This window comes from Candidatus Manganitrophus noduliformans (genome assembly GCF_012184425.1).
In the GTDB taxonomy this organism is placed as follows: Bacteria; Nitrospirota; Nitrospiria; order SBBL01; family Manganitrophaceae; genus Manganitrophus; species Manganitrophus noduliformans.
In genome coordinates this window covers 678,111-704,491 of the sequence record NZ_VTOW01000002.1, presented here as the reverse complement: position 1 = coordinate 704,491, position 26,381 = coordinate 678,111, and the positions used below count along the sequence as shown (strand labels likewise).

Sequence of the window (26,381 nt, the reverse complement as noted above, 5' to 3'; positions counted from 1 at the left end):
AAATGGTCAGCTTTAACAAAGTCATTTTGATTGGAAACCTTACCAAGGACCCGGAGATCCGCTACACGCCGAGCGGAACGGCCGTCGCCAGTTTCGGGCTGGCCGTCAACCACCGCTACAAGCAGGGAGACGAGATGAAGGACGAAGTCTGCTTCATCGACATCGTGGTCTTCGGAAAGCAGGCGGAGAACAGCGGACAGTATCTTTCCAAGGGCCAGGGGGTCATCGTCGACGGGAGACTTCAGCAGCGTCGATGGGAGACGGAAGACGGTCAGAAGCGGAACAAGCATGAGGTCGTCGCCCAGACGATCCGGTTTCTGCCCAAGCGTCAAGACGGCTCCTCGGAGGGGCCTTCACGCAGCGACCTGCCCGGCGACGAGGGGATGGATGAGGTTCCATTTTAGGTAGGGGGCGTATTGCCATACGCCCCTACGATGCGTGTTCAGGAATAAGAACAAAACGGAGGAGTTGTGGAGAAGAAATATTTTCAACGGAGGCGCGTCTGCCGTTTTTGCACCGAGAAGAAAGAGACGGTCGATTACAAGGAGATCCAGGTTTTAAAGGGATTTCTCACCGAGCGGGGGAAGATCATCCCACGGCGGATTTCCGGAAACTGCGCCGCGCACCAGCGGATTCTGACCGCCGCGATCAAGCGCGCCCGGAATATCGCCTTCTTGGCCTTTGCGGAAGAGCGATAGACACGATCGACTAGGGGTTCTTCCTTCGCCCGCCATCGGGCGAAGGAAGAAAATCGGCGCAGCAACGGGACGCCCCGCGTCGCTGAATTTGATTGACGGATCTCCCCAAAATTGATATAGTCAGCCTCATCTTTCTACTTTGATTGAGGGGGGGATATGCTGACTTCTGAACGGAAACCAAAGGTCAACCGGCGGGAATCCACCCGGGTCCCGTTCATCGTTCTCGAGGTCAAGGGAAAGTACTCCAACAAGGTCTTCCTGGCGTATGCCGAGAATATCAGCCAAGGAGGGCTCTTCCTCTCCTCGGCGCAGACGCTGAAGGTGGGGGATCGTTTTCCAATCGAGTTTATCCTTCCCGACAACAAAACGAAGGTTCGCTGCACCTGCGAAGTCGCCTGGAAGAAGAAATACGACCACAACGGAATTATCTCCGAAGGGGTCGGCGTTCGCTTTATCGACCTTCCGGCGAGTCAGAAGAAGATCATCAGCGGCTGGATCGATAAGGAAGAGAAGAAAAAACGTGGTTCATGAGCAAGCCCCCGTCTGAAGCAATCCTCGCCCGTTTCTCCAAACATCGCTTTCGCGTTTTGCTTTTCATTTTTCTTCCCGGCAATCTCTTTCCCCTCCTCTTGCGCCGGGTTCGGGAAGGGGGCTTCTCGCTCGCGGATGAAGTCACGGAATGTCGGCGCAAGCCTGGGTTTTTGCAGGAATGATTTTCAGGAATTAAAAATCGTCGGAGAACGACGCGCCACGGGTTCGATAGACTGATATAGACTGATTAAGAAGGGGACGATGGAAGTTCCGATTCCGAACTTTTACTTCATGGGGATTCAATTCATTCACCTGCTGGCCCTCTCCGTTTGGGTCGGCGGAATCGTGGCGATCGGTTTAATCGTCGCCCCCATTCTTTTCCGGCGGATCAAATCGCGGCGCACCGCGGGCGAACTGATGGGGGAGATTTTGAGGAAGTTCGATCTTCTCTCCCTTTTTTGCATCGCGGCGCTGATGATCACCGGAATCATCAAATATTGGACCTGGGAGAATCTCACCCCCTGGAATCTCACGCGGTATCTTGCCATCCTGGTGATGTCGGCGGGGGGGCTTTACTCGGCCCTGGTCGTCTCGCCGAAACTTCGCAGTTGGATGGCCTCCCAGTCGTCGACCAAAGTCGCCGCCGTCGCCCGAGAGGGGGCGTTGCGCCCCTCGATGGTTCTGGCCTCTTCCGGTTCGGCCGCCGTCCAAACGGTGGAAGAGGTGGAAACCGGGGAGAATCCTCCCGACTTTAATCGGCTTCATCATTTATCGGTTCGCCTGATGAGCATTAATCTGATTTGCGGCGTGGTAGCCCTTCTGATGGCATGAAGTCGGGCCGCTTGCGCTTCTTTAGGGAGGAGTGACCGAAGTGATTGACTCTCAAGAGAGACGTGCCGGAGAACGGCGGGATGAAACGGAAGACCGCCGCCAAGGAGAGCGGCGGCAGGCCGATCGGCGGCAGGGGGCGCGCCGGGCGATCGAGCGACGCAAAGAATCGTGTCCCGTCTGCGCCAGCGAGCTGACCCCCAAACTTTTTTGCCCCTCCTGCAAGATGAGGGTGATCAAGATTAGAAATTAATCCGGTTCGCCGGGCAAAATCGCTTTCAATCCAAAAGGCTTTTCAGCCGGGCGATGATCTTCTTTCCAATGGTCTTTCCATCTTCGCTGGAAAAAAAGGGCAGAGCGGTTCGATCCCTGTTCGGGAGGATGGAGAAGACGTCGGCGCGACCCCAAAGGGGGATCCGCCTTCCACCCCCGCGAATCGACGGCCATGTCTTTGACGATTAACACAAAGCGCTCCTTTCCAACCTCTTTTCCTCATTCTCTCTCTATTCATCTCGTGATTCTGGTCGGACTCCTTGCGTTCAGCGGGTGCGCCGGCTCCCCTCGCAAGGCCGATTATGGCCTCGGCTACCGGGAGATCGGCCTGGCTTCTTGGTACGGAAAAGATTTTCATGGCAGGCCGACCAGCAGCGGCGAAATTTATAATATGTTCGAACTTTCCGCAGCCCACCAGACCCTTCCTTTCGGGACCCATCTTCGCGTGACGAAACTGGACAGCGGCCGGAGCGTTCGGGTGAAGGTGAACGATCGGGGACCGTTCGTGGGCGATCGGATTCTCGATCTTTCCTACGAGGCGGCCAGAAAATTGGGAATGATTCAAGCGGGAACGGCGGACGTTGAAATCGAGATCGTCGGTTTTGAGAAAATGCGCGGCCACGGCGATTTTTTCATTCAGGTCGGCTCCTTTCAATCCAAGGAGAATGCCGCTCGGATCAAGGAAAAGCTGGGAGGGGAGGGTCAAGCGGTCCGCATGGAGACGATTGAAACGGGAGACGGACCGTCCCACCGGGTTCGGGTGGGACCGTTTCGCTCCGAGAAGGCGGCCCGCGCGGCCGTCGGCCGGCTCCGAAAGCAGCTCGCGTCGGAGTCGCTGAAACCGATTATACTAAGAGAATAATTAGGAATCTGAAAATTAGGAATGAGGAATCAAGGGATAAAAGGAACAAGGGGAATTGTGAAGCGGGTTCATCGACTATTTCAGAAAATAAGGCGGGGGGGGGAGAAGGGATTTACCCTCATCGAATTGATGGTCGTGGTGGCGATCGTCGGCATCCTCGTCACCCTCGCCGAGCCGTCTTATCGCATCGCCACAATCAAGGCCAAAGAGGCGGCGCTCAAGAAAGATCTCTATGTCATGCGCGATGTCATCGATCAGTACCACGCCGATCAGGGGAGCTATCCCGCCGCCCTCCCCGACCTCGTCGAAAAAGGATACCTGCGGGCCATTCCGGTCGATCCTTTCACAGGAACCACCGATAGCTGGGTCGAAATTTTTGTCTCCGAAGGGGATGAATCCGGAATTTATGACGTCCACTCCGGCAGCGATATCATCGGGACCAACGGGACTTCTTATAATGAATGGTAGCGGTTCACTTGTTTGAGACTAGCTTTCCGGATCCTCTTTCTTCGGCTAAGCTGATCTCCACCTCTCCTCATCAGACTTTCTTCCCACTCCGAAAAGGCTATAAGATAAACCCATCTAAACTATACGGGGCGCCATTTATTTGTTTCAGTTGGATGACTTTCCGAACTTGATCGAGTGACTTCTTCGGCGCCGGAGGCAGGATCATATTTGATTCGATCCATGTTGGGTGGGTTTACAGTTACGGTATTGCTTTTACTTATTTCGATGTGATATACCACGGTCGTCCAGAATTATTAAGTATAAAATTTCCGTTTTTCCCGGAGATCGGTTTTCGACATTTCATATTTTCAACAATTTAGGAATGACTCACGAGAGATAGACAGAAAAAATTCCGTAAAATAAGGTAGAAAATTTCTGTCTATTTATTATGTTAGACGGCTCTACACTCACCGAAGGCTAGAGGGATGAGTTCCCCGCCAAATGTAATGGTAAGTTCGACGTTCTACGATCTCCGTCAGATACGCACGGACCTGGCGCATTTCATTGCCGACGAGCTTGGCTACATCCCACTTCTCTCCGAGTTGCCATCGTTTCCGATCGATCCTGATCTGGATACGATCGAGAACTGTCGAGCACGAGTCGAGAAAGACGCGAACGTCTTCGTCCTCATAGTGGGGGGCAGATACGGGTCGATTGACGACAAAACCGACAAATCGATAACTAATCTCGAGTTCCTCAGCGCCAGGCAGAAGGGGATTCCGATCTACGCTTTTGTTGAGAAAAGCGTGCTCGCAGTTGTTCCAACATGGAAAAACAACCGAACCGCCGATTTCTCTGCGACGGTCGATACACGTCGTGTGTTCGAGTTTATCGAATACGTTCGCTCTCAAGAACGCGTTTGGACCTTTCCCTTCGAAACCGCACAAGACATTGTTGGCACGCTCAGGCGGCAACTAGCTTATCTCTTTTCCGATTCGCTGAAAACACGGCTCAGATTGAACGGAGGAGGACTGCCAAGCTACTTTGACGCGCTCAGCCCAAAGGCCTTACGCATCGCGCTGGAGAAGCCCAAGGGCTGGGAGTATCGGTTGTTCCTACAGTCGTTTCTCGACGAAGTCGAACGTCATTCCGATTCGATTCTGGAATACAAATCTGGCCTTACACTTGACCCAGCCGAGTATGTGATTGCTATGAGCGCCGGAGATTGGATTCTCACTCGCATGCACGAACTCCAAGCTTTCGTTGCCTCTGCAAACAAACTTCTCAATACCTACGCCCAGGAGAGCTTTGGGAAGCCGGGGGAGGCTGGAGACCTGCAACGGATCATATGGGTGTCACGAATGCTCGGCTCCGTGCTTGATGGCATGCTCCGGTGGGCAAAACGCATCCGATGCGCGAGGTTAGATACTCCCTTCGAGCGTGTCGGCGCGGAACTTTCGCTTTTCGTCGACAACCTTATTGGGCAGTTTCAGACCTTTCCTCGTGAGTCCCTGAGCAAAGTTGAGGCAAGCCTCTCCCTTGCCGAATCTGGCCAAACCCAACAAGTCGAACTGACTATGGTGTTCACGCTAGCGAACTTGGAAGCCTTCCAGACCGCGCTGGCTGCAGCAAGTGCTCGTGCCGGGCTGAAATAAAACGGGGGTCAAGTCTGCCCTTGGCTCAATATCAGGCAGGCATCAAAGCCCGATATGTTATCGTTTATAGTTTGTAACTTGAGTCAAGAGCAGACTTGACCCCGATAGAATATCAAGCCGGTGCCAAAATGATGAAATGGAGATCGTCCAGTGCCGATTCTTGATCAGATCAGGCCAAAGGATAAGAACAGAATCTATGACATGGTTCGAGATGTCGGCGTGGATGTTAGTGATTGGGAAGCGTCAAAGGGCAATGCGTTAAGCGCCGCGGCAAATCCTAAGTATTGCTATAACTGGTCATTCGTTCAGCCCAATGAGGTTGTCGTTTTGAACCTTTGGCATAGCGACATCGAGGAGTTGGATGGGGTACTTACAGATGAGTTGAATGCGCGAGATATCGCCAAGAGGGGTAAGGGCGTTACCGTACGTCGCGCAACAGAAATGGATGAGGCAATAAAGGAGGCCTATCGCAAGAACCTCCCAATAAGAGTCGTTCTTTGTGAAGGCACGAAGCGGAACAGAAACGACCCAAATTCCAAGGCATCTAAAGTCCACTTTCGCTCTTTGGATCCGGAGCCATGGCATGTCGCGAAATATGACATGGATACAGGGCAAACCACCTTAATGCGTGGGTTGGGGCGTGGTTCTGACGGATTCGTAGATCAGTTTGATATGGCCGTTCCTTTGGGACGGCCTGCCGAAAGAGGCGAAACGAAGTCCTTCCCATTTGTCCGCCGTCCTGATGTCCGCCGGTATGTTCTGCTACGTGCAAATGGAAGGTGTGAATACTGCGGCGCAGTGGGATTCACCATGGCCAATGGGCAGGTCTATCTGGAAACCCATCATGTGGTCCCCTTGAACGAGAAGGGATCAGATTCTGTAGGCAACGTTGTCGCTCTTTGTCCAAATCATCACCGTGAGGCTCATCACGGCAAGAGTCGTGCAGAGATTCGTAAGACACTGCAGGAGAAATTAGAGAATAATTCTTGACTCGGCTCAGACAGAGGGATACCTTGCCGTCATGGCGAGAATAGCACGAGTGGTTGCAACTGGTTTTCCCCTCCACATCACACAACGTGGCAACCGTCGGCAACAAACATTTTTTCATGATGGGGACTGCCACGCCTACATCCGGCTGATGGCCCAATAGAGCGCTCACTTCAAGGTGGAGGTTTGGGCATACTGCCTGATGCCGAACCACATGCATTTGATTGCGGTGCCGCGCTCTGAAGAAGGTTTACGACGCGCGATCGGTGAGGCGCATCGGCATCATGAGCGGACGGGGCGTCCTCTTGGAGAGGAAGGGTTTGTGGCCAAACTTGAAAAAGGATTGGGCTGTATTTTTCATCGTCGAAAGCCGGGACCGAAGCGAAGCATACAGAATTAAAGTATGGTGTCCCCGGAATTTCGGAATTTGCAAACAGCGCGCGCCGGTTAGCTTTCAGTTAGGAGTCTTTTTTATAGACTAACGAGGGAAAATATGAAGAACCTCTTCTATCCGCTATTTTTATTTGCATTCTCTGTGTCTTTATTATCAGGATGTGCCACATTTGAAATTGCTCACTTCTCGATGCTGACCACAAAGAATGTAGATCTTTCGCAGCCATCTGAGAAGGTCGGCAGTAAAGTAATAGGAAAGGATAAGAGAATTTGGTTCATTATACCTTTCGGGCTTCCTCGAATAGATAATGCTGTAAATGACGCCTTAAAGAATGGGAACGGCGATTTCATGACGGATATAGATGTAGAGCACCGGGTATTTTCTATTCCCCTCATCTATTATCGCGTTTGGTATGAGGTGAAGGGTAATTTGTGGAGAATAAAACCTGTTTCAGGTAATGCCCCGTAATATTATTGCATGCACAGGAGAAATGATCCTAACACGGCACTGGAGCCGACCGCATCAAACCGTCGCGTTTTAGGCCGCATCGCTTCGCGGTCGGCTCAGCTTTACGTTAGCAGTATCGCGAAACGAAATTAAATGGGGGCTCTATCCATGCTCGACAAAATAAAAGAACTCGGAGCACAGGTAGCAACAAAGGCGAATGATGCCATGGAAGGGATCACCACTTCGGTCAAGGGAGGCGTCGACTCGTTGGCGAATACTGCGACCAACATGACCGAGGCGCTCAACGAAAAGGCGGTACGCGCCTCAACGGCACAGATGTGTAGCATCCTCGAAATCGCCATAGAGGAACTCAAAACGCGACCGTTGTCGGATCAGCCTGTTTCACTCACGGCAACTGTCAATATTGGAATCGCCTCACTTGAAATGCAAATTCACTTGCCGCCAACCGAGAGAGAGAATGAACGTGGCATCGTATCGAAAACATTGCCAAAAAGTGCCTAACCCGGCAGTCAACACGGACTAGGAAAATGAGGAACACATCCCTATTATTATTGGCATCGTTCCTTGTGCCCAACCAGTTGCTGGAGCCCCGACCGCTATCAAGCCCGCATGGTTTATGAGGGTCGTTTCAGCGGCGGATCAGCTTTATCGTTAGGCGAATAGAGACCGATGCGTACCTACTTCTGTCATGGCTGTGCAGTTATCAATGGAACCTTGCTGCCTCCTCCCAAAGGCGATGGTCTTACGGACAACAGCTATAAGCTTGACAAATACATAAAGCACACGCTTCCTTCTTCCTGTGGTGACTATAAGACTGTATTTACTGGCGTTGCTTCTGAGAGCTACCAAAACTATATCGTTACTGCTGTTGCCTCGGGCCATGTCCAGATAGACAGTAAAAACAGAATTAATATCGTTTATGTTGGGTCCGGCACTACTGGCATTGCGCTTAAAGGAGGGAAATGGGTTGGTGATATGGGCGCAGTCAAGGTTGTGTGCCATTCTGACACAAACAGAATCCATGGGTTTCCTATCGCCATTACCGAGTTAAGTTCAGCGAGCTGTATACAATGTGGAAAAATTATCCCATATTAGTGACCTTCAATTTTAACAGGTGTAAATTTGACCGGTTGCAGCGGACGGTCCGCTGCGCGGCCCGCCGCTGAACCGAATCGTTAGGCCACAAAGAAGGAACGATACGATGCCTCGGTACTTGATTTCGTTTGATGACGGCTCGATGGACCATATTCCTGATGAAGATTGGCCGTTGGTGGCCGAAGCATCACATAATGTGGTTCGGGAAGCAAAGGCCGCAGGGGTCTGGATCTTCGGCGGCGGTGTCCAGCGCCAGCAATCGACCATTGTTGCCACAGACGGGACCATCTCGGTCGGACCAGTGCCGGAGACAAAGGCAGTTATCGGCGGGTTTTCAATCATCGAGGTTTCTTCACGTGAGGAGGCACTCGTTTGGGCTGCCCGGATCGCCGCTGGGTGTCGCTGCGCGCAGGAGGTTCGCGAGATCATGTTCGACCCGGAGTCCTGATAGGAGTTTGCTGGACCGTGTGGCCTAACAAGCATGCTGGGGAAAAGGGCCAGGTCTAGATTTTTGAGATTTAATCTGTTTCAATTCAAAATAGAAAATCCAAATTTTTACATCGTTCAAAGATTTCCTCCCTTTCGACCGCGCGTGAACGCGCGGCCGCTACACTCAACAAGGTATTTTGCGATGTTGCTAGGACGGCGCTTCCGTATGTCTCTTTTTATCCTCCCGCTCTTCCTGGCTGCCTGTGCGTCCGGCGGAGCGAAGCCGGCGCGGCTCGGCGCCTGGGTGACTTATTGGGATTACAACCGAGGAATCGATTCAGTTCGGAGCGCGCCGTCGCTCCTCAACGACATCTATTTCTTCGCCGCCCACCTCGATTCGGAAGGTGCTCCGGTTTTCGCCAACAAGAACATTCCGTTCAATCTGGAAGCGGGACGGGTCAAGGAGGGCAACGCGCTTCCCTGGCTGACGGTCGTGAACGACGTCAAACCGTCTGCGGGGGGAGCGGTCATCTTGAAAGACCCGCAGGTCATCCACGATCTCCTGAGCGATCCGGATCGTCGCCGGCAGCACCGAAGCGAGATCGTCAGGCTCGCGGCGACGCACGGCTTTGCCGGGGTCGATATCGACTATGAAAATCTTCGGGCGGTCGATCGGGATCTTTTTAGCCTGTTTATCCGTGAGCTGGCGGCCGATTTAAAGCAGAAGGGGATTCTCTTATCGGTCACCGTTCAACCGAAGGCGCGGGAGAGCCGCGCCGACGGGCCCGGCGCCGCCGACTGGGCCGACCTCTGCCGATCGGCCGATCGATTGCAGATCATGCTTTACAATCTTCACAGCGGAAAAAGCGGCCCCGGCCCGATCGCCACCCCTGCCTGGATCAAAGAGATCCTTCAGTTTGCCGAGAGCCAATGCCCTCGCGAGCGGGTGGTCCCGATTCTCAAGGTCAGCGGGATGAAATGGGGAGGGGAGCACGCGGAGGGGGTTCAATATGATCGCGCCGCTTCTCTCGCCGAGGCCCATCGAGCGGAGATCCTGCGTGATCCGAACGGAAACGTTCCTTATTTCATCTACACCGACGCAGGAGGCCGCCACACGGTCTATTATGAAGATGCCGAGAGTTTGATGGAGAAGATCGCCGCCTTGGAGTCGTTTGGCTACCGGAATGTCGTCTTCTGGAGCCTGGGAAGGCAAGATCCGGAATTTCTTCCGCGCCTGGCCGAACGAAGCGGCCGGAAAACCGGCCGTTGAGGCCATCCCGAGACGGGGCGCTTTCGTCAGAACCGATAGTGGGCCATCGCCTCCACCGTCCAACTACGGTAGCCCGGCGAGCGGTTGTAGTCCCAGGCGAGGCTCGATCGGATCTGGTCGGTCCAGGCCTGAACCGATTTGATCTCGCCATATCCCACCCAGCGGGTTCCGCGCAGCGTGTCCTCGGCGAGGCCGATCCCCCCCTCTCCTTCCAGAAGCGTTCCCGAATCCCAGGCCTTTCGATAGGAAAGGGTCGCGCGGCCGACGTTCAACCCGGCCGGGGTATAATACCGGTCCGATTGGAAGCGGGTGTCGCTCCGCGTGAACGCGGCGCCGACCCGCCACCCCGGCCAGGCAAGGAGCTGATAAGAGAGGCCCGTTCGGAAGTCGGTCCGCTCGTTTCCATCTTCATAAGAGCGGTATAAAAAATCGACGTCGCCGCGCCACTGCGATGTCAACCGGAGGCGGTAACGAAATCCGCCGTTCCGTGTCTGAAGACCGATCCGATGCGCTTGAAGGGTTTCCACATCTTCATACGCCCATCGGAGGTGAATTTCTTGATGGTCGGCCTGATATTTCCCCGTCAGCCATAAATTTCCGGTATCGTCTCCCCCCTCCAAGAAACGCGCGCGAACGCTCCCTTCCAAAAGAATCTGCGCCGAGGTCTGCCAGCGCGCCCCGACACGCAATTCCTGGCCGGATAACGGGGAGAAACCGTTTTCTCGAAAGGAGATCCGGCCGATCTCGAACGACAGGTCGATCGGGTGGGCGAGCGGGTATCGAAAGAGGAGCGATTGCCAGCGGTTGCTGCGGTCGTTGGAATCGTGAAAGAGGCCGAACCGGATTCCGGTCTGAGCTTGATTTTGCCACGCGATCTGCCTCAACAGCGAGGCGCTATTCCCGGCCCGCTCCGAGCCTTCGGCGAGAGAGAGGCTAAAGTGCCGCGCGGCTTCTCGATATCGTCCCTGCTGATAGGAAAGGGCCGCCAGATAATAGGCGCTGTCCCCTTTGAGCAAGGGCGCTTCGGCCGGAAGCCGTTCGAAAAGCGCGCGCGCCGTATCATACCGCCCGCTCCAATAATAGGATTGGCCGATTCGGATCGTGGCCGCGAGGCCGGGATGCTGGGCGGTCAGATGCGCAAGAAGTTTTTTCCCATCCCAGGAGCGGGGAACGGAGAAGCGGCGGAGCATCCGGCCGGCAGGAGCGGGGCCCGGCTCGATCGCGTTATATCCGTTTTGATCCTGGACAAACCCGAACCGGAAATATTTCGCCAGCAGCTGTTCGTTAAATTCGGCGGCGCGCGGCTCGTTCCCGATATTCTCCTGTCCCGCCTCGGAGAAGGGGAACGCATAGCCGATCAGATCGAGTCCGGCGACCTCCCGGTCGAGCAAACGGCGGCTTTGCCGATAATCGATCTCCAGTCGCTGCAGATATTCCTCTCGGGTCTCCAGCCGCTCCTGCTCTTTGATCCAGAGCCGGTTGACGAGGAAGCCGCCGATCTGTTCGGCGGCGTCGATCGGGATCAGATCGTGGGCGTGATCGCCGTGGCTCTGCAGGTCCCACCGTCCGGTCCCGGCGTATTTTCGGATCATCTCCCAATCGGCGAAAAAGGGGTTTTGATCGGTGATCTTCGCCGTCGGAACGAACATCGTCGCCTTCATCCCATGTTTGGCCAGAATCGGGTCGCCGAGGAGAAACGCGTCGATCCGGGCGTCGTCGAAGGTGATCAAAATCGGTTTGGGGGGGAAAGGTTCTTTTCCGTCGACCATCCGTCCGAGCTCCCGAATCGTGATCGTTTGATAACCGGCGGCCCCAAGGGCCTGCAACTGCGCGTCGAAGAGATCGACCGAAAGATTCATGCTCCTCGGATGATCGCTCAACCCGTGATATAGGAGGATCGGAATATAGCGGGTTGTCTCGGCGGGCGAAGCGACCCGCATGAAAGACGATTCGGCGTCGCCGGGGGCTCCCATCCCGGCGTAGATCGCCCCCCGCTGCAGATCGACCTCATACCCCTTGAGGAAGGCGCTCCGGTTCTGCTCCAGGAGGGCCAACGCTTCCCTGAAGCGCCGCGCCTCGATCCGGGTCTGGAGCAGGCCGATGTAGGCGCGGCGGTTGTCGGGATATTCCTCGGTCAGCTCGATGTAGCGCCGCTCGGCCGCGTCGTATTTACCGTTGAGCCGCTCGGCCTCGGTCAGGGAGAGGCGAATTTCAAGATGATCGGGGTGGGCCTGCCGCGCCTGCTCCAATGTTTTCAGGCTTTCCGGAAAAAGGTTCATCTCCTGGTAGAGCCGGGAGCGCTCCAGCCAAAAAGAAGGGTGTTGAGGGAACGCTTCCGTCAGGAGGCGATACCATCGAACCGCCTCTTCTTTATCTTCCCGAAAGAGGGCATCTTCCGCCAAGAATCGAAGAATGGCCTGCTTCGGGGGATGCTCACCGGCCCGCTTTTTCGCCTCGGCGACCGCTTTCTCATATTCGCCCGATTCATACATCGACCGAAGCCAGAAATACTCCGCCTTGGGAGAGACCGAGCCGAGGTCGAGCACCTTTCGCCATTGCTCCTTCCCCCGTTTGAAATCGTGGTGTTGCATCAGAAGCTCCCCCCAGAAGGTCTGGATCGGGAGATGGTCGGGATAGAGGGTTGCCAGCTGTTCGGCCTCCCGTCTCCCCGTGTCGAACCGGCCGTCCCAGAAACGAGCCTTGGCCCGCTTCAGCCTTTCATCCGGCTGATCGGGGGAGAGGGCTAAACTTGCTTCGATTGAATCGATCGCGGTGCGATAGTCCCGTTTGTACAGATAGATCTGCGTAAGAAGATTATACGGTTCCGGACGGTCCGGATAAACCGCGCGATAACGTTTCCAAATCTCTTCGGACCGGTCCCACTGCGCCTGCTTCCAGTAGGACCAGCCGAGGTCCCGAAGCGCCTGCATATTCTGATTGTCGAATTGGAGTGCTGCAAGATAGTGTTGTGTCGCCCTCTCAACCTCGCCGGCCCGAAACGACTTTCCACCCTGATAAGCGTAGAGCCGGCCGAGCGCTTTTCCCCTTCCTGGGTCCCCGGTTTTTCTTTGAGTGAAAAAGGAAACCCCCTCCTCCGGTTGATCCAAAGCGATGAAGAGGTTTGCGACGCGCAGCGCCCAAGTTTCATCCCACTCCGGAAGGGTGGATAAATCGCTGAATCGTTGGATCGCCCGCTCGCGTTGATTCTCTTGAAAGGCGATTTCGGCGAGGTGATAGGCCGCCTCAGGCTCCCGCCTCCCCGATCCCCACCCCCGCTCGTACCAGGCGCGGGCCTCCGCCCTGTCGCCGAGTTCGAGATAGGCGTCTGCCAAGGGGCGGTAAAGGCGGCTTGGGTCGGGATCTCGGTCGAGGGCTTCTCGCCATTCGGCAATCGCCGCCGCGGTCGACCCTTGTTTCCGTTTCGTCCAGCCGAGGTTGATCCGGTACTGGGGATTGTCCGGATCCCACCGAAGGGCGGTTTGATAGGCGGCTTCGGCCTCCGAGTAGGCTCCGCTTCGATAGGCGCGATCTCCCCGCCGCGCCTGGAGGCGTCCGAGGTGAAACCGCAAGAGCGGGGAGGAGGTTTCAGAGAATTTCTCCTCCAGAAAGCCGATCGCCTCCAATTCCTGATCGCGTTTCTCATAAAGGGCCATTCTCCGTAGGATCGCCGTCAGGTCACCCGGCCGGAGCCGCAGCGCCGTTTCGTACTCCCGTGCCGCCTTCTCCCATCGGCCCAACGCCTGATACGCCTCGCCCAATCGCAATCGCGTCTTCGGTTGGTTCGGTTCGACTTGGAGGCTTTTCCGGAGAGAGACGACCGCCTTCTCCCAGGCCTCCCCGCTTAAGTGAATAAAGCCGATTTCGTTGAGCAGGTGAAGATTCCCCGGCTCGATTTTGAGAAGGGTTTCCCAGATCCGGACCGCCTCCTCCTTCCGATCCAATTTGTAATAGGCCCACCCGATATTCTCCCACCCCTTCAGAAGTCCGGGATCGAGCTCGGTGGCCCGCTTGAAGCGCGACAACGCTTCCTGGTATCGCTCTTTTTGATAGAGGGAGACCCCTTCATCGAGAAGATCTTGACCGGGTGATTTTCCAAAGGCGGGGGAGATTCCGAATAGGATGACAAAGATTAAGAGCGCAGGATAAAGAGACCCACGCAAGCGGGCCTTCCCTCTGTTTCCTAAAAAGAAAAAAATCGGCGTCATTTTGAATCGATCGATACATCGGGGCCGTAGGCGAGCCGCAGTCCTCTTTTTTGGAAAAGAAACCCCCATTGCCGGAGGAGCGGTTGCAGGCTTTGGCGCGTGGCGGGGGGGAGTTGCCGGAGATCGAGATAAATTCCTCCCCATCCCTTCTTTTCAACCCGGTGGAGGAGTTCGGTCAGGGTCGACTCGCTGAGGACGGATGCGCCGTCGTCAACCGGCATCTTGATCCGCCGAATTTCTCTCCCCTTCGCAGACACCCGGACCGTCGGCAGGATCTCCCATCCGTATCGATGCGAGAGGATTTTGAAGAGCTGCGATTCGAGAGGCAATTCGTGCAGGCGATCCCCGGTCATCTCCAGTCCGGGAGGGGAGAGGGCGGCGATCCGAGGGGCCTCCTTAACGAGCGAGGCAAGCGCCTTTTGTGAAGGGTTCTCCCCTACCGGTCTGATTTCGCCGGGAGAGCGGGTGAGGTGGAGGTTTGAAATCTGCAGCGCCGCCGGCCCGTCGGTCCGCCAGCCGATCCAGCCGAGGGGCCCGCGCGAGGGTCCGGGAAGATAGACCGGGTGCGCGGTGAGGGGACGGCGGTCCCATTCGATCCAAATTCCTTTTCCTCGTTTGATGACCTTGAGATGATGCCGTTTTCCCGGCGTCACGTCGGCGGCGAACCGACGGAGGGTCTCCAACGGTTTCCCCGGCATCCGATGTTGAAGCGAGAGGCCCGCCGGATCCCCTCCCCATCGCCACGACTCTCCCGAGTCCGATTCCTGAAGCAGCCAGAAAGAGCCCGATTCGATCGAGAGATCGGCCTCCATCACCCATTCTTCGGTCCAGGCGCTTCCCGGAAGCCAGAGGTCGGTGCGAGGGAAGCCTTTCAAGAAGAGCGCTTCTCCTTCGGAAGAGATGCGCCCCTCGCCCGCGATCCATCGGACCGGCGGGTTCTCGAAAGTGCCGCCGTCGGGGAGCGATTCAATCGCGGAAGTGAGCCGTTGGACCAACTCCTCTCCGGACCAGCCCGGATCGACCCGAAGGCGCTTGAGGGCGTGCGGATCGGTGAAGCGGTCGTTGACCCCGAATCGATCATCGACGAAACCGAGAGGGTAGAGCGAAGCCGATGCGTTCCGATTAAAGTGAACAACGGCGGCATCGCCGGTAATTTTCGAGAAGTCCCCAAACGGCGCGGCAAACGCAACGGGACGAACCCCTCTGAGATTCGATTCGATCGCTTCCTTGCTCGATCGGTAGTCTTGCCGGATTCGATCTTTTAATTCGGAATCGGTCTCCCGGCGGCCCTCTTTCTCCATCCAGATCCGCCGGGCTAAAAAAGGACCGACCTCGCCGCTCTGATCGATCGGGGCCGGATCGTTGCCGATCCGGCCGTTTGATCCGATCTCCCAAAGGCCGCTGTCGACCATCCTTTGGAGCCGATCCCAGTAGAGAAAGAAGGTGTCGCTCTTTTCCAGGCGGACCGTTTTGACAAACATTGCGGCGCGCCATTTTTTTCGGCGCAGGACAGGGTCGACCGCCATATAGGTGTCGAGGTAGCCGTGATCGAAGGTGAGCAGCAGCGGGTTCTGCGGAAGCGGCCGGCCCCGCTCGTAAAAGTCGGCCAATACGGAGAGGGTGATCGGGGTGAAGCCGCGTTGCTCCAATGCCTCCAGATGTTCCCGAAAGAGCTCCCGATCGACATGCTCCCCTTTCGCTTTTGTCACATGATCGTAAACAAGGACGGCGATGCGGGGGTCGTCGTCGGAATCGGCCGGCAACCCGGGGGGCGGCGCGACCTCCCGATGAAGCCAGAGGTATCCCCCGCCGAGGAGAAAAAACGAGAGGAGAAATAAGAGTCCCCAGGCAATGCGATCCTGGCGAAAGGAGATGGAAGCGTACGGATCGGTCGGCTCCTTCATTTATCGGGTTCCCCAATGGTTTCGCCGAACGGTCAAAACGGCATAATAGGTTTGCCAGACCAGGATGAACATGTAAAAGAAGCTGAAGTAAATGCCGTAGATCCAGAGCCCGGTTCGGAACCGGCCGAGATAGTAGAGACTATAGACGGCGGCCATCAATGTTGCGCCATAGATATAGAGAAGGGAGGGGCTTCCGTATCCGATCAACGGCAGGATCAGATTATCGAATGCGATGAGGGGGGAGATGATCGGGAAGAGGACCCCGAGATAAAAGAAGAAGGCGACGATCGGATGCCGCTTCCACATAAAAGTGCCGGCAAGCAGACTCTCCCGGATCCATGACTTCTTCCACCGGAGCTGCTGGCGAAAAAATTGGCGGTAGGTTTCCGGCACCAGGGTCGTACAGATCGCCTCGGAGTGGTAGATCACCCGGTACCGCCGGAGCATAAAGTTGGTCAGGCTGCGGTCGTCCCCGAAGGTCGCCTCTCTTCCGAGAAACCGCTGGTTCAGCCAGGTGTCGAGTACCTCCATCACCGGCTTGCGCCGGTAGGCGGCCAGGCAGCCGGAGCAGCAGGTCACGGCGGAGAAGACCGATTCCGCCGCCTTGACCACCCGGAACGCGATAAAATAACGGACCTCTTGCATTTTGGTGAGAAGATTCTTCCGGGCGTTCTGAACGGTGGCATGTCCGCAAACGGCGCCGACGGTCGGATCGGAAAATCCCTGAACGAGCTTTCGGATGGTCTCGCTTCTGACAAAACTATCGGAATCGATGTAGACCAAAATCTCCCCGGTCGCCATCCGCGCCCCGGCGGCCATCCCTTGCCGTTTGCCGAGGTTTTTATCGAAGTGAATAATTTTGAGTCCCGGATGGCGCTCCTTCGCCCGCTCCATCTCACCGCCGGTTCCGTCGGTGGACCCGTCGTTCACGGCGATGACCTCCATTCGGTCACGCGGATAATCGGATTGATAGATTGCATCGAGGGTCCGGCCGATCGAGTTCTCCTCGTTTTTGCAAGCGACGATCACCGTGACGGGGGGCAAATACCCGGCATCCCTCGGCGGCTTGTAAAAATAGGAGAGGAAGAATCGAGAGAGAATATAAAAAGAGATCAAGAGGCTGTAAAGATTAATCAGCGGTTCGTACCAGAAGTAGTGTAAATTAAAGCTCTTCAAGTAGAGGACATTAAAGATCCCGGCGGCGAAAAGGAGGTGGGCGATCCAGGGAAGCGCGCGCTCAAAATGATATCGACAAAGCGTTTTCCAGCCGACGGCGAAGACGAGGCCGTATGCGTAACCATTTCGCGCTTCGACGTCGGACAAGAGCGGCGCCTCTTGGACGATCCGCGCGCGCACCCGTCGCTTCTTTCGAAGAATCGGGGGGATCGGCATGTCGGAAGCCGATCCGGGTTTCAATTCCAGCTCGAGCCAGGTGCCGACCTCCAAAGGCCGGCTCATTTCAATCCGCCCGCCGCCGACGCTCCAATTGGTCAGCATGGCCGTCCCGGAACGATGGTTTGAAAAATGCTTGATCCGATAGAAAGAGGGGAGCGCCGTTTTGGAGCGGGAATAGGCCCTCCGCCTTGCCAGCGATTCCATACCGGGAGAATCCGTTGTCCGTTTGTCTTCTTGGTGAATGATCGTCGCCATAAATCGTTCTTCTCCCTTGAGGAGGTTTCAGATAGAGATCGTACGGGCGCGAAGAATCGCGTCTCCGCAATATCTTCACTAATCGAAGAGGATGATGTTATCCGTAAAATTTAATTCAATAGGGCAAAACGATAACAGAAAGGTTTGATATGGATGTTCAGGCGGCACGAATGGATCTAAAGCGAGGACATTATAACATAAGAAGATGTCGGAGGAGGAAGAAAAATAATTGAAAGCGGATGAAAAGGAATTCGACAGATCCAAAAGGGGGTCCGGTAATATTGTTTTTAATATTTTCATGTGATATATCCCAACCTTTATGGAGCTGAAGCAAATGCGAACGATCCGTTGGGGAATGATCGGCTGCGGCAATGTCGCCGAAGTCAAAAGCGGTCCCGGTTTTCAAAAGGCGAACCACTCCCGTCTGACGGCGGTCATGCGGCGTACCGGGGCGTTGGCGAAAGATTATGCGCAGCGCCACGGCGCGCCGAAGTGGTACGATAACGCGGAGGCGTTGATCGAGGATCCGGAAGTTGATGCCGTCTACATCGCCACCCCGCCCGCCTTTCACAAAGCGTATACGCTGATGAGCGCCCAAGCCAGAAAACCAGTCTATGTCGAAAAGCCGATGGCGCTGAACTTCGAGGAATGTCAGATGATGATCACGGCGTGCCGGGCGGCCGGCGTTCCCCTTTTTGTCGCCTATTACCGGCGGGCGCTCCCCCGTTTTCTCAAAGTGAAGGAGCTCCTCGACGCCCGGGCGATCGGGGAAGTTCGTTTCGTGACGATGACGCTCCGCCGGCCTTTGGCCGCCGACGAGCTTACTCTGCATACGCTCCCCTGGCGGGTGATTCCGGAAATCGCGGGGGGCGGACGTTTCGTCGATCTGGCCTCCCATATGTTGGACCTTCTCGATTATCTTCTCGGGCCGATCCGCCATGTCCACGGTTTCGCCTCCAATCAGGCCCGGCGGTATCCCGCCGAAGACATCGTCACCGGCGCGTTCGTCTTCGAGTCGGGGGTGCATGGGGTCGGGAGCTGGTGTTTTACCGGCTATGACCGGTGGGAGCAGACCGAGATCGTCGGGACGGAAGGGAAGATCGCTTATACCATCTTTGACGACCGGCCGATTCTCTTGACCACTTCCCAAGGGAGCACCCCGTTTTCATTCACGTCTCCTCCGCACATTCAGCAGCCGCTGATTCAGACGGTGGTGGACGCGCTCAACCGGGTTGGAGTTTGCCCGAGCACGGGTGAAAGCGCCGCCCGTACCTCTTGGGCATGGACCAGATGCGGAAGGGGTTCTAATAAAGATGATAGACAAAACACAATTTATTACGCTTGTATGACATTCTGAATAATCCGCAACTTTTTGAACTGGCGCAGCCCTTTGCTGACGGGTGAAGCACCCTTGTATCTTGCAGAAATTGTGACCGGAAAAAATCCTCTGTTTTTGTTCGGTTGAACACGCACGCGCGTCGCATTCCTCGCAGCTTGCTGCGAAGGTTAGACGCGCGAATACAAATAGAGTCTTTCCATCCTTTCGGGTCGAAGATTCCCCGCAGCTTGCTGCGGGGAGCTTCAATCAATCGCTTCCCCCTTGCATCTCTCCTCAAAGCTTGTATAATAGTCGGGTTTATAAGGAGAAGTATGTCGAAATCATTCGATCAGCTCGTCGCGCTGATGGACCGGCTGCGCGCGGAAGGGGGATGTCCGTGGGACCGCGCGCAGACCCCCGAATCGCTGAAGCCCTTTTTAATCGAAGAAGCGTATGAAGTCCTCGAAGCGATCGAAGCGGGAAAGGCCGAGCCGCTCTGCGAGGAGCTGGGAGACCTTCTCTTCCAGGTTCTCTTCCATGCGCAAATCGCGAAAGAGCGAAACCAATTCGATATCGAAGCGGTCGTGAAGACCTCGTTGGAAAAGATGACCCGCCGGCATCCGCACGTCTTCTCCCCGGAGCAATCGGAGGCCCCTCCCCTCGATCAGCAAGCGGTCTTATCCCGCTGGGAGGAGATGAAGAAAAAAGAAGATCGAAATCAATCCCGCAAATCGGCATTAGATGGAATTCCGCGACAGCTGCCGGCGCTTTTGCGGGCGCACCAGATCCAAGCGAGGGCGGCCCGGGTCGGATTTGATTGGAAGACGATTGAGCCGGTCTTTGGTAAAATTGAGGAAGAATTTCAGGAGGTTCGAACGGCGGCGGCGGAAGGCGTTCCGGCACGAATCGAAGCGGAGGTCGGAGATCTCCTCTTCGCGGTGGTGAATGCGGCCCGCTTCCTAAAGGTGAACCCGGAGGATGCGCTTCGCGGGACGATTCAACGTTTCACCGACCGGTTTCAAATGATGGAGTCGGAAGCAAAACAGCGGGGGGTGTCGCTCGACACGCTCTCTCTGGAGGAAATGGATGCCCTCTGGGAAAAAGCGAAGAAAGATGAAACACGGGAGGGGTGAGGCGTTCGGCGCCTCCCCCCTCCCGTCCTCTCGGTTTTGAAGATGGCTTTCTTTTCATATCGTGTCGCCAAGGGGGACGGAACAATCGTCACCCAACAGGAAGAGGCCGAAAGCGAATCGCTCCTTCGAAGCCGCCTGGAAGAGCAGGGATATCTGGTCCTCTCCATTTCGAAGACGATCGGCCTCTCCCTCCCGACCCTTTCCATGCAGAGGCGGCTTCCTCCGCGCGATTTTCTGGTCTTTAATCAGGAGCTGATGGCCCTCTTGAAGGCCGGCCTTCCGATCATGAAGATCTTCGATGTCCTCGTCGACCGGGGGAGCCAGCCCGGGTTTGTGGAGGCGCTCAAGGCGGTGCAGCGGGATATTCGAAGCGGCAGCGCGATGTCCGACGCCATGGCGAAACATCCCGGCTACTTTTCGGATCTCTATGTCTCCTCCCTCCGGGCGGGGGAGAAGAGCGGGAACCTGGTCGAGGTCATCGGTCGCTTCATGGATTATCAAAAGAAGATCTTGGAGGTGAAGAAAAAGGTCGTCGGGGCGTTGGCCTATCCTTCTTTTCTTTTGGCGATCGGGTTCGGCGTGCTCGGCTTTCTGCTGATCTACGTAATGCCTTCTTTCACCGAAATCTATGAGGGATCACAGGTCGATCTTCCCCTCTTCACAAAGGTCTTGCTTGGACTCGTCCACTTTATTCAGGGGAATCTTTTCCTGCTGTCGGTGGCCGCCGCCGGTCTCGGGGCGCTTCTCTGGAGCCTCTACCAAAGCGGATGGGGACGGGCGCAGGCCGACCGGCTCTCGCTCTCTTTCCCCTTTATCAAGCCGATTGTCCGGCGGCATCACTTGATCCGGATCAGCCGGACCTTATCGACGATCCTGAAGAGCGGCATCCCGCTGGTGGAGGCGATCCGGATGGTGGCGTCGGCGATGACCAATCGGGTGGTCCGTGATGACGTCGAGCGGGCCGGGGAGGCGGTTAAGACGGGAATCGGGATCTCGACCGCCCTCTCTCAGATCGATCTTTTTCCGAAGATCTCGATCGAGATGATCGCCGTCGGGGAATCGACCGGCTCGCTGGAGGAGATGCTCAACGAGGTGGCCAATTTCCATGAGGAGGAGCTGGATCTCTACCTCTCGCGGGTGACGACCTGGGTCGAGCCGGTCCTTCTTTTGACGATCGGCTCCCTGGTGGCGATGATCTTGATCGCCATGTACCTTCCCATTTTCCATCTTGCAGGAACGATCCGATGAAACCTTTCACAAAAAGAATACCGATCGGCGCCCTCCTGGTCAAAAGGGGAAAGGTGACCCTGGAGGTGATCGATCAGGTCCTCGAAGCGTACAGCGGGAAGGGGATGCGTCTCGGCGAGGCATTGATCGAGAAGGGGTTCATCACGGAGGAAGACCTCGCCCAGGCGCTCGCCGAGCAGTATCACCTTCCGTATTATCCGCTCGATCATTTCAAGATCGATTCCGCTTACTTCAAGAAAATTCCGGTCGAGTTAATGTATCGTTATCCCTTCGTTCCTTACGGAGAAGCGGAAGGGAAGATCCTCATTCTCATCTCCGACCCGACCAAACTCGCGGCGATGGATGAACTGGCGCTGATTCTGAAAGAGAAGATCACCTTCGGGCTCAGCAGCCGGACCGCCCTCCTCGAGACGTTGAAGCGGAGCGAGGGATCGGGCCAGGTGCTACAGCAGATTCAGGCCGACTTCAGACCGGTGCTGATCAAAGAGGATGAGAAGGGGGAGGAGATCCTCTCGATCGAGAAGGTCAGCAAGGACACCAGCCCGGTCATCAAGCTCCTCGATACGCTGATTCTCAACGCCCTTCATAAGCGGGCGAGCGACATCCATATTGAAGCGAGCGAGACGCAGGTGCAGATGAAATACCGGATCGACGGGGTGCTCTATCGCGCGATGGATCCCCTCGATATCAAGTTTCATCCGGCGCTGATCACCCGGATCAAGGTCCTCTCCGAGCTCGATATCGCCGAGAAGCGGGTTCCGCAAGACGGCCGCTTCAAGATGCGGCTGGAAGAGCGAAAGGTCGATTTCCGGGTTTCGATTCTTCCGAGCGTCTTCGGCGAAGATGTCGTGATCCGGATTCTGGACAAAGAGTACATTACGGCGGAGCTCAATGAGCTTCGCCTCGACCGGCTCGGTTTTAACGAGGGGGATCTGAGAAAATTCCGAAAAGCAATCATGGAGCCGTACGGCATGGTCCTGGTGACCGGGCCGACCGGAAGCGGCAAGACAACGACCCTCTATGCGGCGCTCACCGAGATCAACACGCGCGAGGACAAGATCATCACCATCGAAGATCCGGTCGAATACCAACTGCAGGATGTGGTTCAGATCCCGGTCAATGAAAAGAAGGGGCTGACCTTCGCCAGGGGACTCCGCTCCATCTTGCGGCACGATCCCGACAAGATTCTGGTGGGGGAGATCCGGGATGCGGAGACGGCCCACATCGCCATCCAGTCGGCGCTGACGGGGCACCTTGTTTTTACCACCGTCCACGCCAACAATGCGTTCGATGTCATCGGGCGGTTCGTCAACATGGGGATCGAGCCGTATAATTTCGTCTCCTCCCTCAATTGCATTTTGGCGCAGCGGCTGGTTCGGGGTCTCTGTGTGATCTGTAAACAAGAGGCGACCCTCCCTGAAGATCTCTTGGAGATTTCGGGGCTCAATCCGGCGGAGTATAAAGATCGGCTCTTCGCCCTTCCGAAGGGGTGCCCGGAGTGCAATGGGACCGGGTTCAAGGGGAGGGCTGCGATCACCGAGTTTCTCAATCTCTCCGATACGATCCGTGAGATGATCCTGTCGCGCCGCCCGACCTCCGAAGTCCGCCGCGCGGCGCTGGCAGAGGGGATGACGACGCTGCGCCAAGCGGGGCTGGAGAAAGTATTCAAAGGGGAGACGACCCTCAAGGAGATCAATCGGGTCACGTTTATTCAATAAGATTAAGCACGTTACGTGGGTCTTTAAATGGGTTTTTTGAAGCAAGATCATGTCGGTCTCTCCATCGGGCCGACCCATCTCTCGATTGCTTCAGCGGCGCAGCGGGGGGATTCGATCGACATTCGACATTGCGCCGTTGAGACGTTGGAAGAAGGGGTCTGCCGTCCCTCTCCGGTTGAAAAAAATATTCTTCAGATCGACCGGTGGAAAAAATCGGTCGGTTCCATGTTGGATCGCTTTCCCCGCGTTCGCCACCTGACGCTGGCCCTTCCCGATTCGGCGGTTCGGATGCTGTTGCTCGACCTGCAGCAGCTTCCAACGGGCCGGAAGGACTTCGAAAAACTGATCCAGTGGCACATGGAGAAGACCTTCCTCTATCCGTTGGGCGCGTCACGGTTTTCGTATCAGGTGCTTTTCCGTGAAGGGGGCCGGACGAAGATCCTTGCAACGGCGGTCAAGAAAGAGGTGATCGAGCAGTATGAATCGCTCGATGAAGCGCGCCCGATCGAGGCGCGGCGTATTTCTCCTACTTCGTTTTATCTCTTCAACCTGTTCCGGCCCCTCATCACTCGGACCGTGGGGGAGACGGGCCACTTCGTTTTTGTCTGTCTGATCGACCGAAATTTCACCGTCTTGGTCTTTGAGAAAGGACATGTCCGTTTCATCCGGGTGAAGGAGGTTCCCCACACGGGAGGAGATGCGGAACGCTCGACCGACTTTCTCTTGGAGGAGCTGGGGAATTCCCTCTCTTTTTACGATGAGGGGGGCAACCGTCTTCAAACGCTGACCCATCTCTTCCTCCTGCTCGAAAATAGCGCTCCCGAAATGGAAGCCCATTTTCAGGAGATATTTCATATCACTCCTGTTTTCTTGAACCCGTCTCAAGTCATCCGGTCGGTTCCGTCTTCGCTTCCCGAATCCTCCGAATGGACCCTGCGGATGATCTCTGCGGCGGCGGCCGCGGTCGGAGGATAACCCGTTGGATCGGTTTGATATCAATCTCTCGTCGGGAGACTACCTCAAGCGAAGGGTCATTCTGCTCACCCTTTATCTCGCGATCGTCGCGATGACCGTGTTGATCGGAATCGATCTGATGAAGCTCAACGAGATGAAGGAGAGCAAGGCGGCCTTTGACGCCCGAATCGGCCGCGTGATGAATGAGCAGCGGGAGCTCCAGGAAGAAATCGGAAAGATGGGGCGGAGGGTTTCGGACGACGCGGTCAAAGCGATGCAGAATGAGATCCAACTGATCAACCAGCTCCTCCGCCAAAAGAGTTTCTCCTGGACCGCCTTTCTTTCCGATCTGGAAGAGCGTGTTCCCGCCAAACTCTCCGTCGCCCGGATTCAGCCCGACTTCAACACCGGCCAGGTGATCCTGGGAGGGTCCGCCCCCTCTTTAAAAGAGGTCACCGAGTTGATCGGACGTCTCCAGGAATCTCCCTTTGAAGAGGCCTTCTTGATGCAACAGGAGGAATCGGAGAGAGAGGGGAAAAAGGAGGTGAATTTCTCCATCCGATTTAAGTACAATGCCAGGAGAGGAGGGATATGATCCTCTCCGTAAAGGGGTTCGTCGCCCGTTTCGGCCCGCATCTTTTTTTGTTTGTTCTCTTCGCGGGAATCCTTCTCTTTGTGCACGCCGGAAGGGTCGTTCCGCTTCAGAAAGAGATCATTGCCAGGGAAACCACATGGCAATCGGAGCGGCCGAAAATCGGTCAACTCACCACGCTGAAAACGGCGCAGCAAGAGTTGATTCTCTTCCGCCAGCGCCTTCCCGAGGAGACGGCGCTTTCGGAAGTGGTCTCGTTTGTTTCCGATTCGGCCGCGGCCCATCGCCTCTCGATTCCGGCGATTTCGTATCAGCCGGAAAACGTCGGCGCGCCGGGGCTGATGAAGGTGCTGATTTCATTCAGCGTCAAAGGGAGCTATCGGGATATCCGGAATTTGATTTATCGTTTGGAGCAGTCGGGCTATTTCCTCGTTCTGGAGAATCTGGTGCTTGCCTCCTCCAGCAGAGAAGGGGAAGCGATCCAGCTTCAACTTCGGATCGCAGCCTATTTCCGAGAAGGAAAGCGTTCGTAGAGGACGGATGGATCAGAAAAAACTCTTAATCGGCCTGTTGGTTTTCTGGGGAGCGCTTCTCTCGTATCGGGCCCTTTTTAGTGAAGGTCCCCAGCGAGCCCCGTTGAAATATGTAAAGGGGGCGGTTCAGACCGCCGCGAAGGCGGGGAGGAACTCTCCGATCAAAATCCAAACGGAGCTCTTGAGCCAAGAACCTCCTCCCCTGCCGGCAGAGGTTAAAAATATCTTCGCGCCGATCCCCCCCCCCAAGCCCCCCGCGCCGCCGCGGGCGGTCGCCCCGCGTCCGGTTCCGCCTCCCCCGGCCGAGCCGATGCTTCCTCCCCCGCCGGTGATCACGGGTCCGACCCCGGAGGAGCTGGCCCTGGCGCGGGCGAGGGCCGATTTGGCGGAGATTCGCTATCTCGGTTTTTTGGACCGGGGAAATGGAAAACAGGAAGGCTTTTTCTCAAGAAGGCAGGAGACGGTCATCGGTGAGAGGGGGGGGCTTCTCTTCAGCCGCTTTCTCATCCGGGAGCTGTCGAGCTCCGTCGCCGTCCTGGCCGACAAAGACACCCAAGCTGAAGTGACCCTTCAGCTCTCCGAAGGAAGAAATCAATAATGAGCCCAATCCGCATTTTCTTGATCCTGGGATCGATCATCCTTCTATTCTCGGGTTTGATTCATATGGCGACCAGCATCTTTGTGACGACCGGCACCGATCCGATGGTGTCGGCCTTTGATATGAGCCGCCCGCGCGCTCCCTCCGATGCGAGAAAGCTTAAAAACCCGATTCCCCTCTCCGGAGATGCGATCTCAAACGGCAAGGCCCTGTATGAGGGAAGGGGAAACTGCTTTGTCTGCCACGGAATGAACGGGCATGGCGATGGAGAAGCCGGGGTAATGCTCAGTCCCCCTCCGCGCAATTTCACCGATGTCCAATTCCAGAGGCTGAGGACCGACGGGGAGATCTTCTGGACCATTCGATACGGCATTCCGGATACGGCCATGTTCGCTTTTGTTCCCCGGCACCTGACCGAAGAGGAGGTATGGATGATCGTCCACTATCTTCGGACGATGTGGAAAGAGGAAGAGCCGATGTAGACAGATCCAACCATCACCCATCGACTTTTAAGTCCCCTTAATATTAAAATTAATTACATCATCATTATCTATTCATGCCGGATTGATTTCCTGCGCTTAAGGGGACAGC

At 55.9% G+C, this 26,381-nt stretch carries 26 protein-coding genes and 1 pseudogene; 24 read left to right on the top strand and 3 right to left on the bottom strand.

Annotation, left to right across the window (positions count from 1 at the left end):
* The first annotated feature begins 2 nt into the window (after positions 1 to 2).
* The 15 genes and pseudogenes from MNODULE_RS12600 to MNODULE_RS12530 all read left to right on the top strand — a co-directional run bounded on the left by MNODULE_RS12600 (position 3) and on the right by MNODULE_RS12530 (position 9,937).
* Positions 3 to 404, top strand: coding sequence for a single-stranded DNA-binding protein (locus MNODULE_RS12600; protein WP_168060300.1), 402 nt, complete (start codon positions 3 to 5; stop codon positions 402 to 404).
* Between the two features lie 66 nt (positions 405 to 470).
* Complete coding sequence (gene rpsR, locus MNODULE_RS12595; RefSeq protein ID WP_168060298.1) at positions 471 to 698, top strand: 30S ribosomal protein S18; 228 nt, start codon at positions 471 to 473, stop codon at positions 696 to 698.
* Between the two features lie 156 nt (positions 699 to 854).
* Positions 855 to 1,229 (top strand): PilZ domain-containing protein, encoded by a 375-nt coding sequence (locus MNODULE_RS12590; protein ID WP_168060296.1) that lies wholly within the window; start codon positions 855 to 857, stop codon positions 1,227 to 1,229.
* Between the two features lie 261 nt (positions 1,230 to 1,490).
* The gene (locus MNODULE_RS12585) at positions 1,491 to 2,060 is read left to right on the top strand and encodes a DUF4149 domain-containing protein (protein WP_168060294.1); all 570 of its coding nucleotides are present in this window, start codon (positions 1,491 to 1,493) and stop codon (positions 2,058 to 2,060) included.
* 40 nt (positions 2,061 to 2,100) lie between these two features.
* Complete coding sequence (locus MNODULE_RS12580; protein ID WP_168060292.1) at positions 2,101 to 2,310, top strand: hypothetical protein; 210 nt, start codon at positions 2,101 to 2,103, stop codon at positions 2,308 to 2,310.
* Between the two features lie 192 nt (positions 2,311 to 2,502).
* Positions 2,503 to 3,192 (top strand): septal ring lytic transglycosylase RlpA family protein, encoded by a 690-nt coding sequence (locus MNODULE_RS12575; RefSeq protein WP_168060290.1) that lies wholly within the window; start codon positions 2,503 to 2,505, stop codon positions 3,190 to 3,192.
* Positions 3,193 to 3,249: 57 nt separating this feature from the next.
* Entirely contained in the window at positions 3,250 to 3,660 is a 411-nt protein-coding gene (locus tag MNODULE_RS25085; protein ID WP_320412466.1) for a type IV pilin protein, read from the top strand.
* Positions 3,661 to 4,124: 464 nt separating this feature from the next.
* Positions 4,125 to 5,294, top strand: a complete 1,170-nt coding sequence (locus MNODULE_RS12565; protein WP_168060286.1) for a DUF4062 domain-containing protein — start codon at positions 4,125 to 4,127, stop codon at positions 5,292 to 5,294.
* A gap of 150 nt (positions 5,295 to 5,444) precedes the next feature.
* Entirely contained in the window at positions 5,445 to 6,284 is an 840-nt protein-coding gene (locus tag MNODULE_RS25275; RefSeq protein WP_202882198.1) for an HNH endonuclease, read from the top strand.
* A 31-nt stretch (positions 6,285 to 6,315) separates the two neighbouring features.
* A pseudogene (locus MNODULE_RS25470) lies at positions 6,316 to 6,573 on the top strand (transposase); the annotation flags it as partial.
* Between the two features lie 201 nt (positions 6,574 to 6,774).
* Positions 6,775 to 7,143, top strand: a complete 369-nt coding sequence (locus MNODULE_RS12550; protein WP_168060284.1) for a hypothetical protein — start codon at positions 6,775 to 6,777, stop codon at positions 7,141 to 7,143.
* Between the two features lie 147 nt (positions 7,144 to 7,290).
* Complete coding sequence (locus tag MNODULE_RS12545; protein WP_168060282.1) at positions 7,291 to 7,644, top strand: hypothetical protein; 354 nt, start codon at positions 7,291 to 7,293, stop codon at positions 7,642 to 7,644.
* 168 nt (positions 7,645 to 7,812) lie between these two features.
* Positions 7,813 to 8,238 (top strand): hypothetical protein, encoded by a 426-nt coding sequence (locus MNODULE_RS12540; protein ID WP_168060280.1) that lies wholly within the window; start codon positions 7,813 to 7,815, stop codon positions 8,236 to 8,238.
* A 106-nt stretch (positions 8,239 to 8,344) separates the two neighbouring features.
* The gene (locus MNODULE_RS12535; RefSeq protein ID WP_168060278.1) at positions 8,345 to 8,686 is read left to right on the top strand and encodes a YciI family protein; all 342 of its coding nucleotides are present in this window, start codon (positions 8,345 to 8,347) and stop codon (positions 8,684 to 8,686) included.
* A 207-nt stretch (positions 8,687 to 8,893) separates the two neighbouring features.
* Positions 8,894 to 9,937, top strand: a complete 1,044-nt coding sequence (locus MNODULE_RS12530) for a glycosyl hydrolase family 18 protein (RefSeq protein WP_168060276.1) — start codon at positions 8,894 to 8,896, stop codon at positions 9,935 to 9,937.
* A 26-nt stretch (positions 9,938 to 9,963) separates the two neighbouring features.
* Here MNODULE_RS12530 and MNODULE_RS12525 read toward each other — a convergent pair whose 3' ends face one another.
* Genes MNODULE_RS12525 through MNODULE_RS12515 form a run of 3 tightly spaced genes read right to left on the bottom strand, consistent with a single transcriptional unit; the run spans position 9,964 to position 17,696 of the window.
* Positions 9,964 to 14,097 carry a tetratricopeptide repeat protein gene (locus MNODULE_RS12525; RefSeq protein WP_168060274.1) on the bottom strand — a complete coding sequence of 1,378 codons (4,134 nt, stop codon included), beginning with the start codon at positions 14,095 to 14,097 and terminating at the stop codon, positions 9,964 to 9,966.
* Positions 14,098 to 14,138: 41 nt separating this feature from the next.
* On the bottom strand, positions 14,139 to 16,046 hold the full coding sequence (locus MNODULE_RS12520) for a polysaccharide deacetylase family protein (protein WP_168060272.1): 1,908 nt from the start codon (positions 16,044 to 16,046) through the stop codon (positions 14,139 to 14,141).
* The gene (locus MNODULE_RS12515; RefSeq protein WP_202882197.1) at positions 16,047 to 17,696 is read right to left on the bottom strand and encodes a glycosyltransferase family 2 protein; all 1,650 of its coding nucleotides are present in this window, start codon (positions 17,694 to 17,696) and stop codon (positions 16,047 to 16,049) included.
* A 334-nt stretch (positions 17,697 to 18,030) separates the two neighbouring features.
* On the opposite strand from MNODULE_RS12515, the gene MNODULE_RS12510 reads away from it, so the two are divergent.
* From MNODULE_RS12510 to MNODULE_RS12470, 9 genes are all read left to right on the top strand, one after another.
* Positions 18,031 to 19,053, top strand: a complete 1,023-nt coding sequence (locus tag MNODULE_RS12510; protein ID WP_168060270.1) for a Gfo/Idh/MocA family protein — start codon at positions 18,031 to 18,033, stop codon at positions 19,051 to 19,053.
* Positions 19,054 to 19,346: 293 nt separating this feature from the next.
* On the top strand, positions 19,347 to 20,147 hold the full coding sequence (gene mazG / locus MNODULE_RS12505; RefSeq protein WP_168060268.1) for a nucleoside triphosphate pyrophosphohydrolase: 801 nt from the start codon (positions 19,347 to 19,349) through the stop codon (positions 20,145 to 20,147).
* 42 nt (positions 20,148 to 20,189) lie between these two features.
* A complete protein-coding gene (locus MNODULE_RS12500) occupies positions 20,190 to 21,395 on the top strand; it encodes a type II secretion system F family protein (RefSeq protein WP_168060266.1) in 1,206 nt (401 codons plus the stop codon).
* A complete protein-coding gene (locus MNODULE_RS12495) occupies positions 21,392 to 23,113 on the top strand; it encodes a GspE/PulE family protein (protein ID WP_168060264.1) in 1,722 nt (573 codons plus the stop codon). Before MNODULE_RS12500 ends, MNODULE_RS12495 begins: the two co-directional genes overlap by 4 nt.
* A 27-nt stretch (positions 23,114 to 23,140) precedes the next feature.
* Positions 23,141 to 24,088, top strand: coding sequence for a type IV pilus biogenesis protein PilM (gene pilM / locus MNODULE_RS12490; RefSeq protein ID WP_168060262.1), 948 nt, complete (start codon positions 23,141 to 23,143; stop codon positions 24,086 to 24,088).
* A gap of 4 nt (positions 24,089 to 24,092) precedes the next feature.
* Positions 24,093 to 24,662 carry a PilN domain-containing protein gene (locus MNODULE_RS12485; RefSeq protein ID WP_168060260.1) on the top strand — a complete coding sequence of 190 codons (570 nt, stop codon included), beginning with the start codon at positions 24,093 to 24,095 and terminating at the stop codon, positions 24,660 to 24,662.
* Positions 24,659 to 25,192 (top strand): type 4a pilus biogenesis protein PilO, encoded by a 534-nt coding sequence (gene pilO / locus MNODULE_RS12480; RefSeq protein WP_168060258.1) that lies wholly within the window; start codon positions 24,659 to 24,661, stop codon positions 25,190 to 25,192. Before MNODULE_RS12485 ends, pilO begins: the two co-directional genes overlap by 4 nt.
* 7 nt (positions 25,193 to 25,199) lie before the next feature.
* Complete coding sequence (locus MNODULE_RS12475; RefSeq protein WP_168059263.1) at positions 25,200 to 25,790, top strand: hypothetical protein; 591 nt, start codon at positions 25,200 to 25,202, stop codon at positions 25,788 to 25,790.
* A complete protein-coding gene (locus MNODULE_RS12470; RefSeq protein ID WP_168060256.1) occupies positions 25,790 to 26,272 on the top strand; it encodes a c-type cytochrome in 483 nt (160 codons plus the stop codon). Before MNODULE_RS12475 ends, MNODULE_RS12470 begins: the two co-directional genes overlap by 1 nt.
* Positions 26,273 to 26,381: the final 109 nt, after the last annotated feature.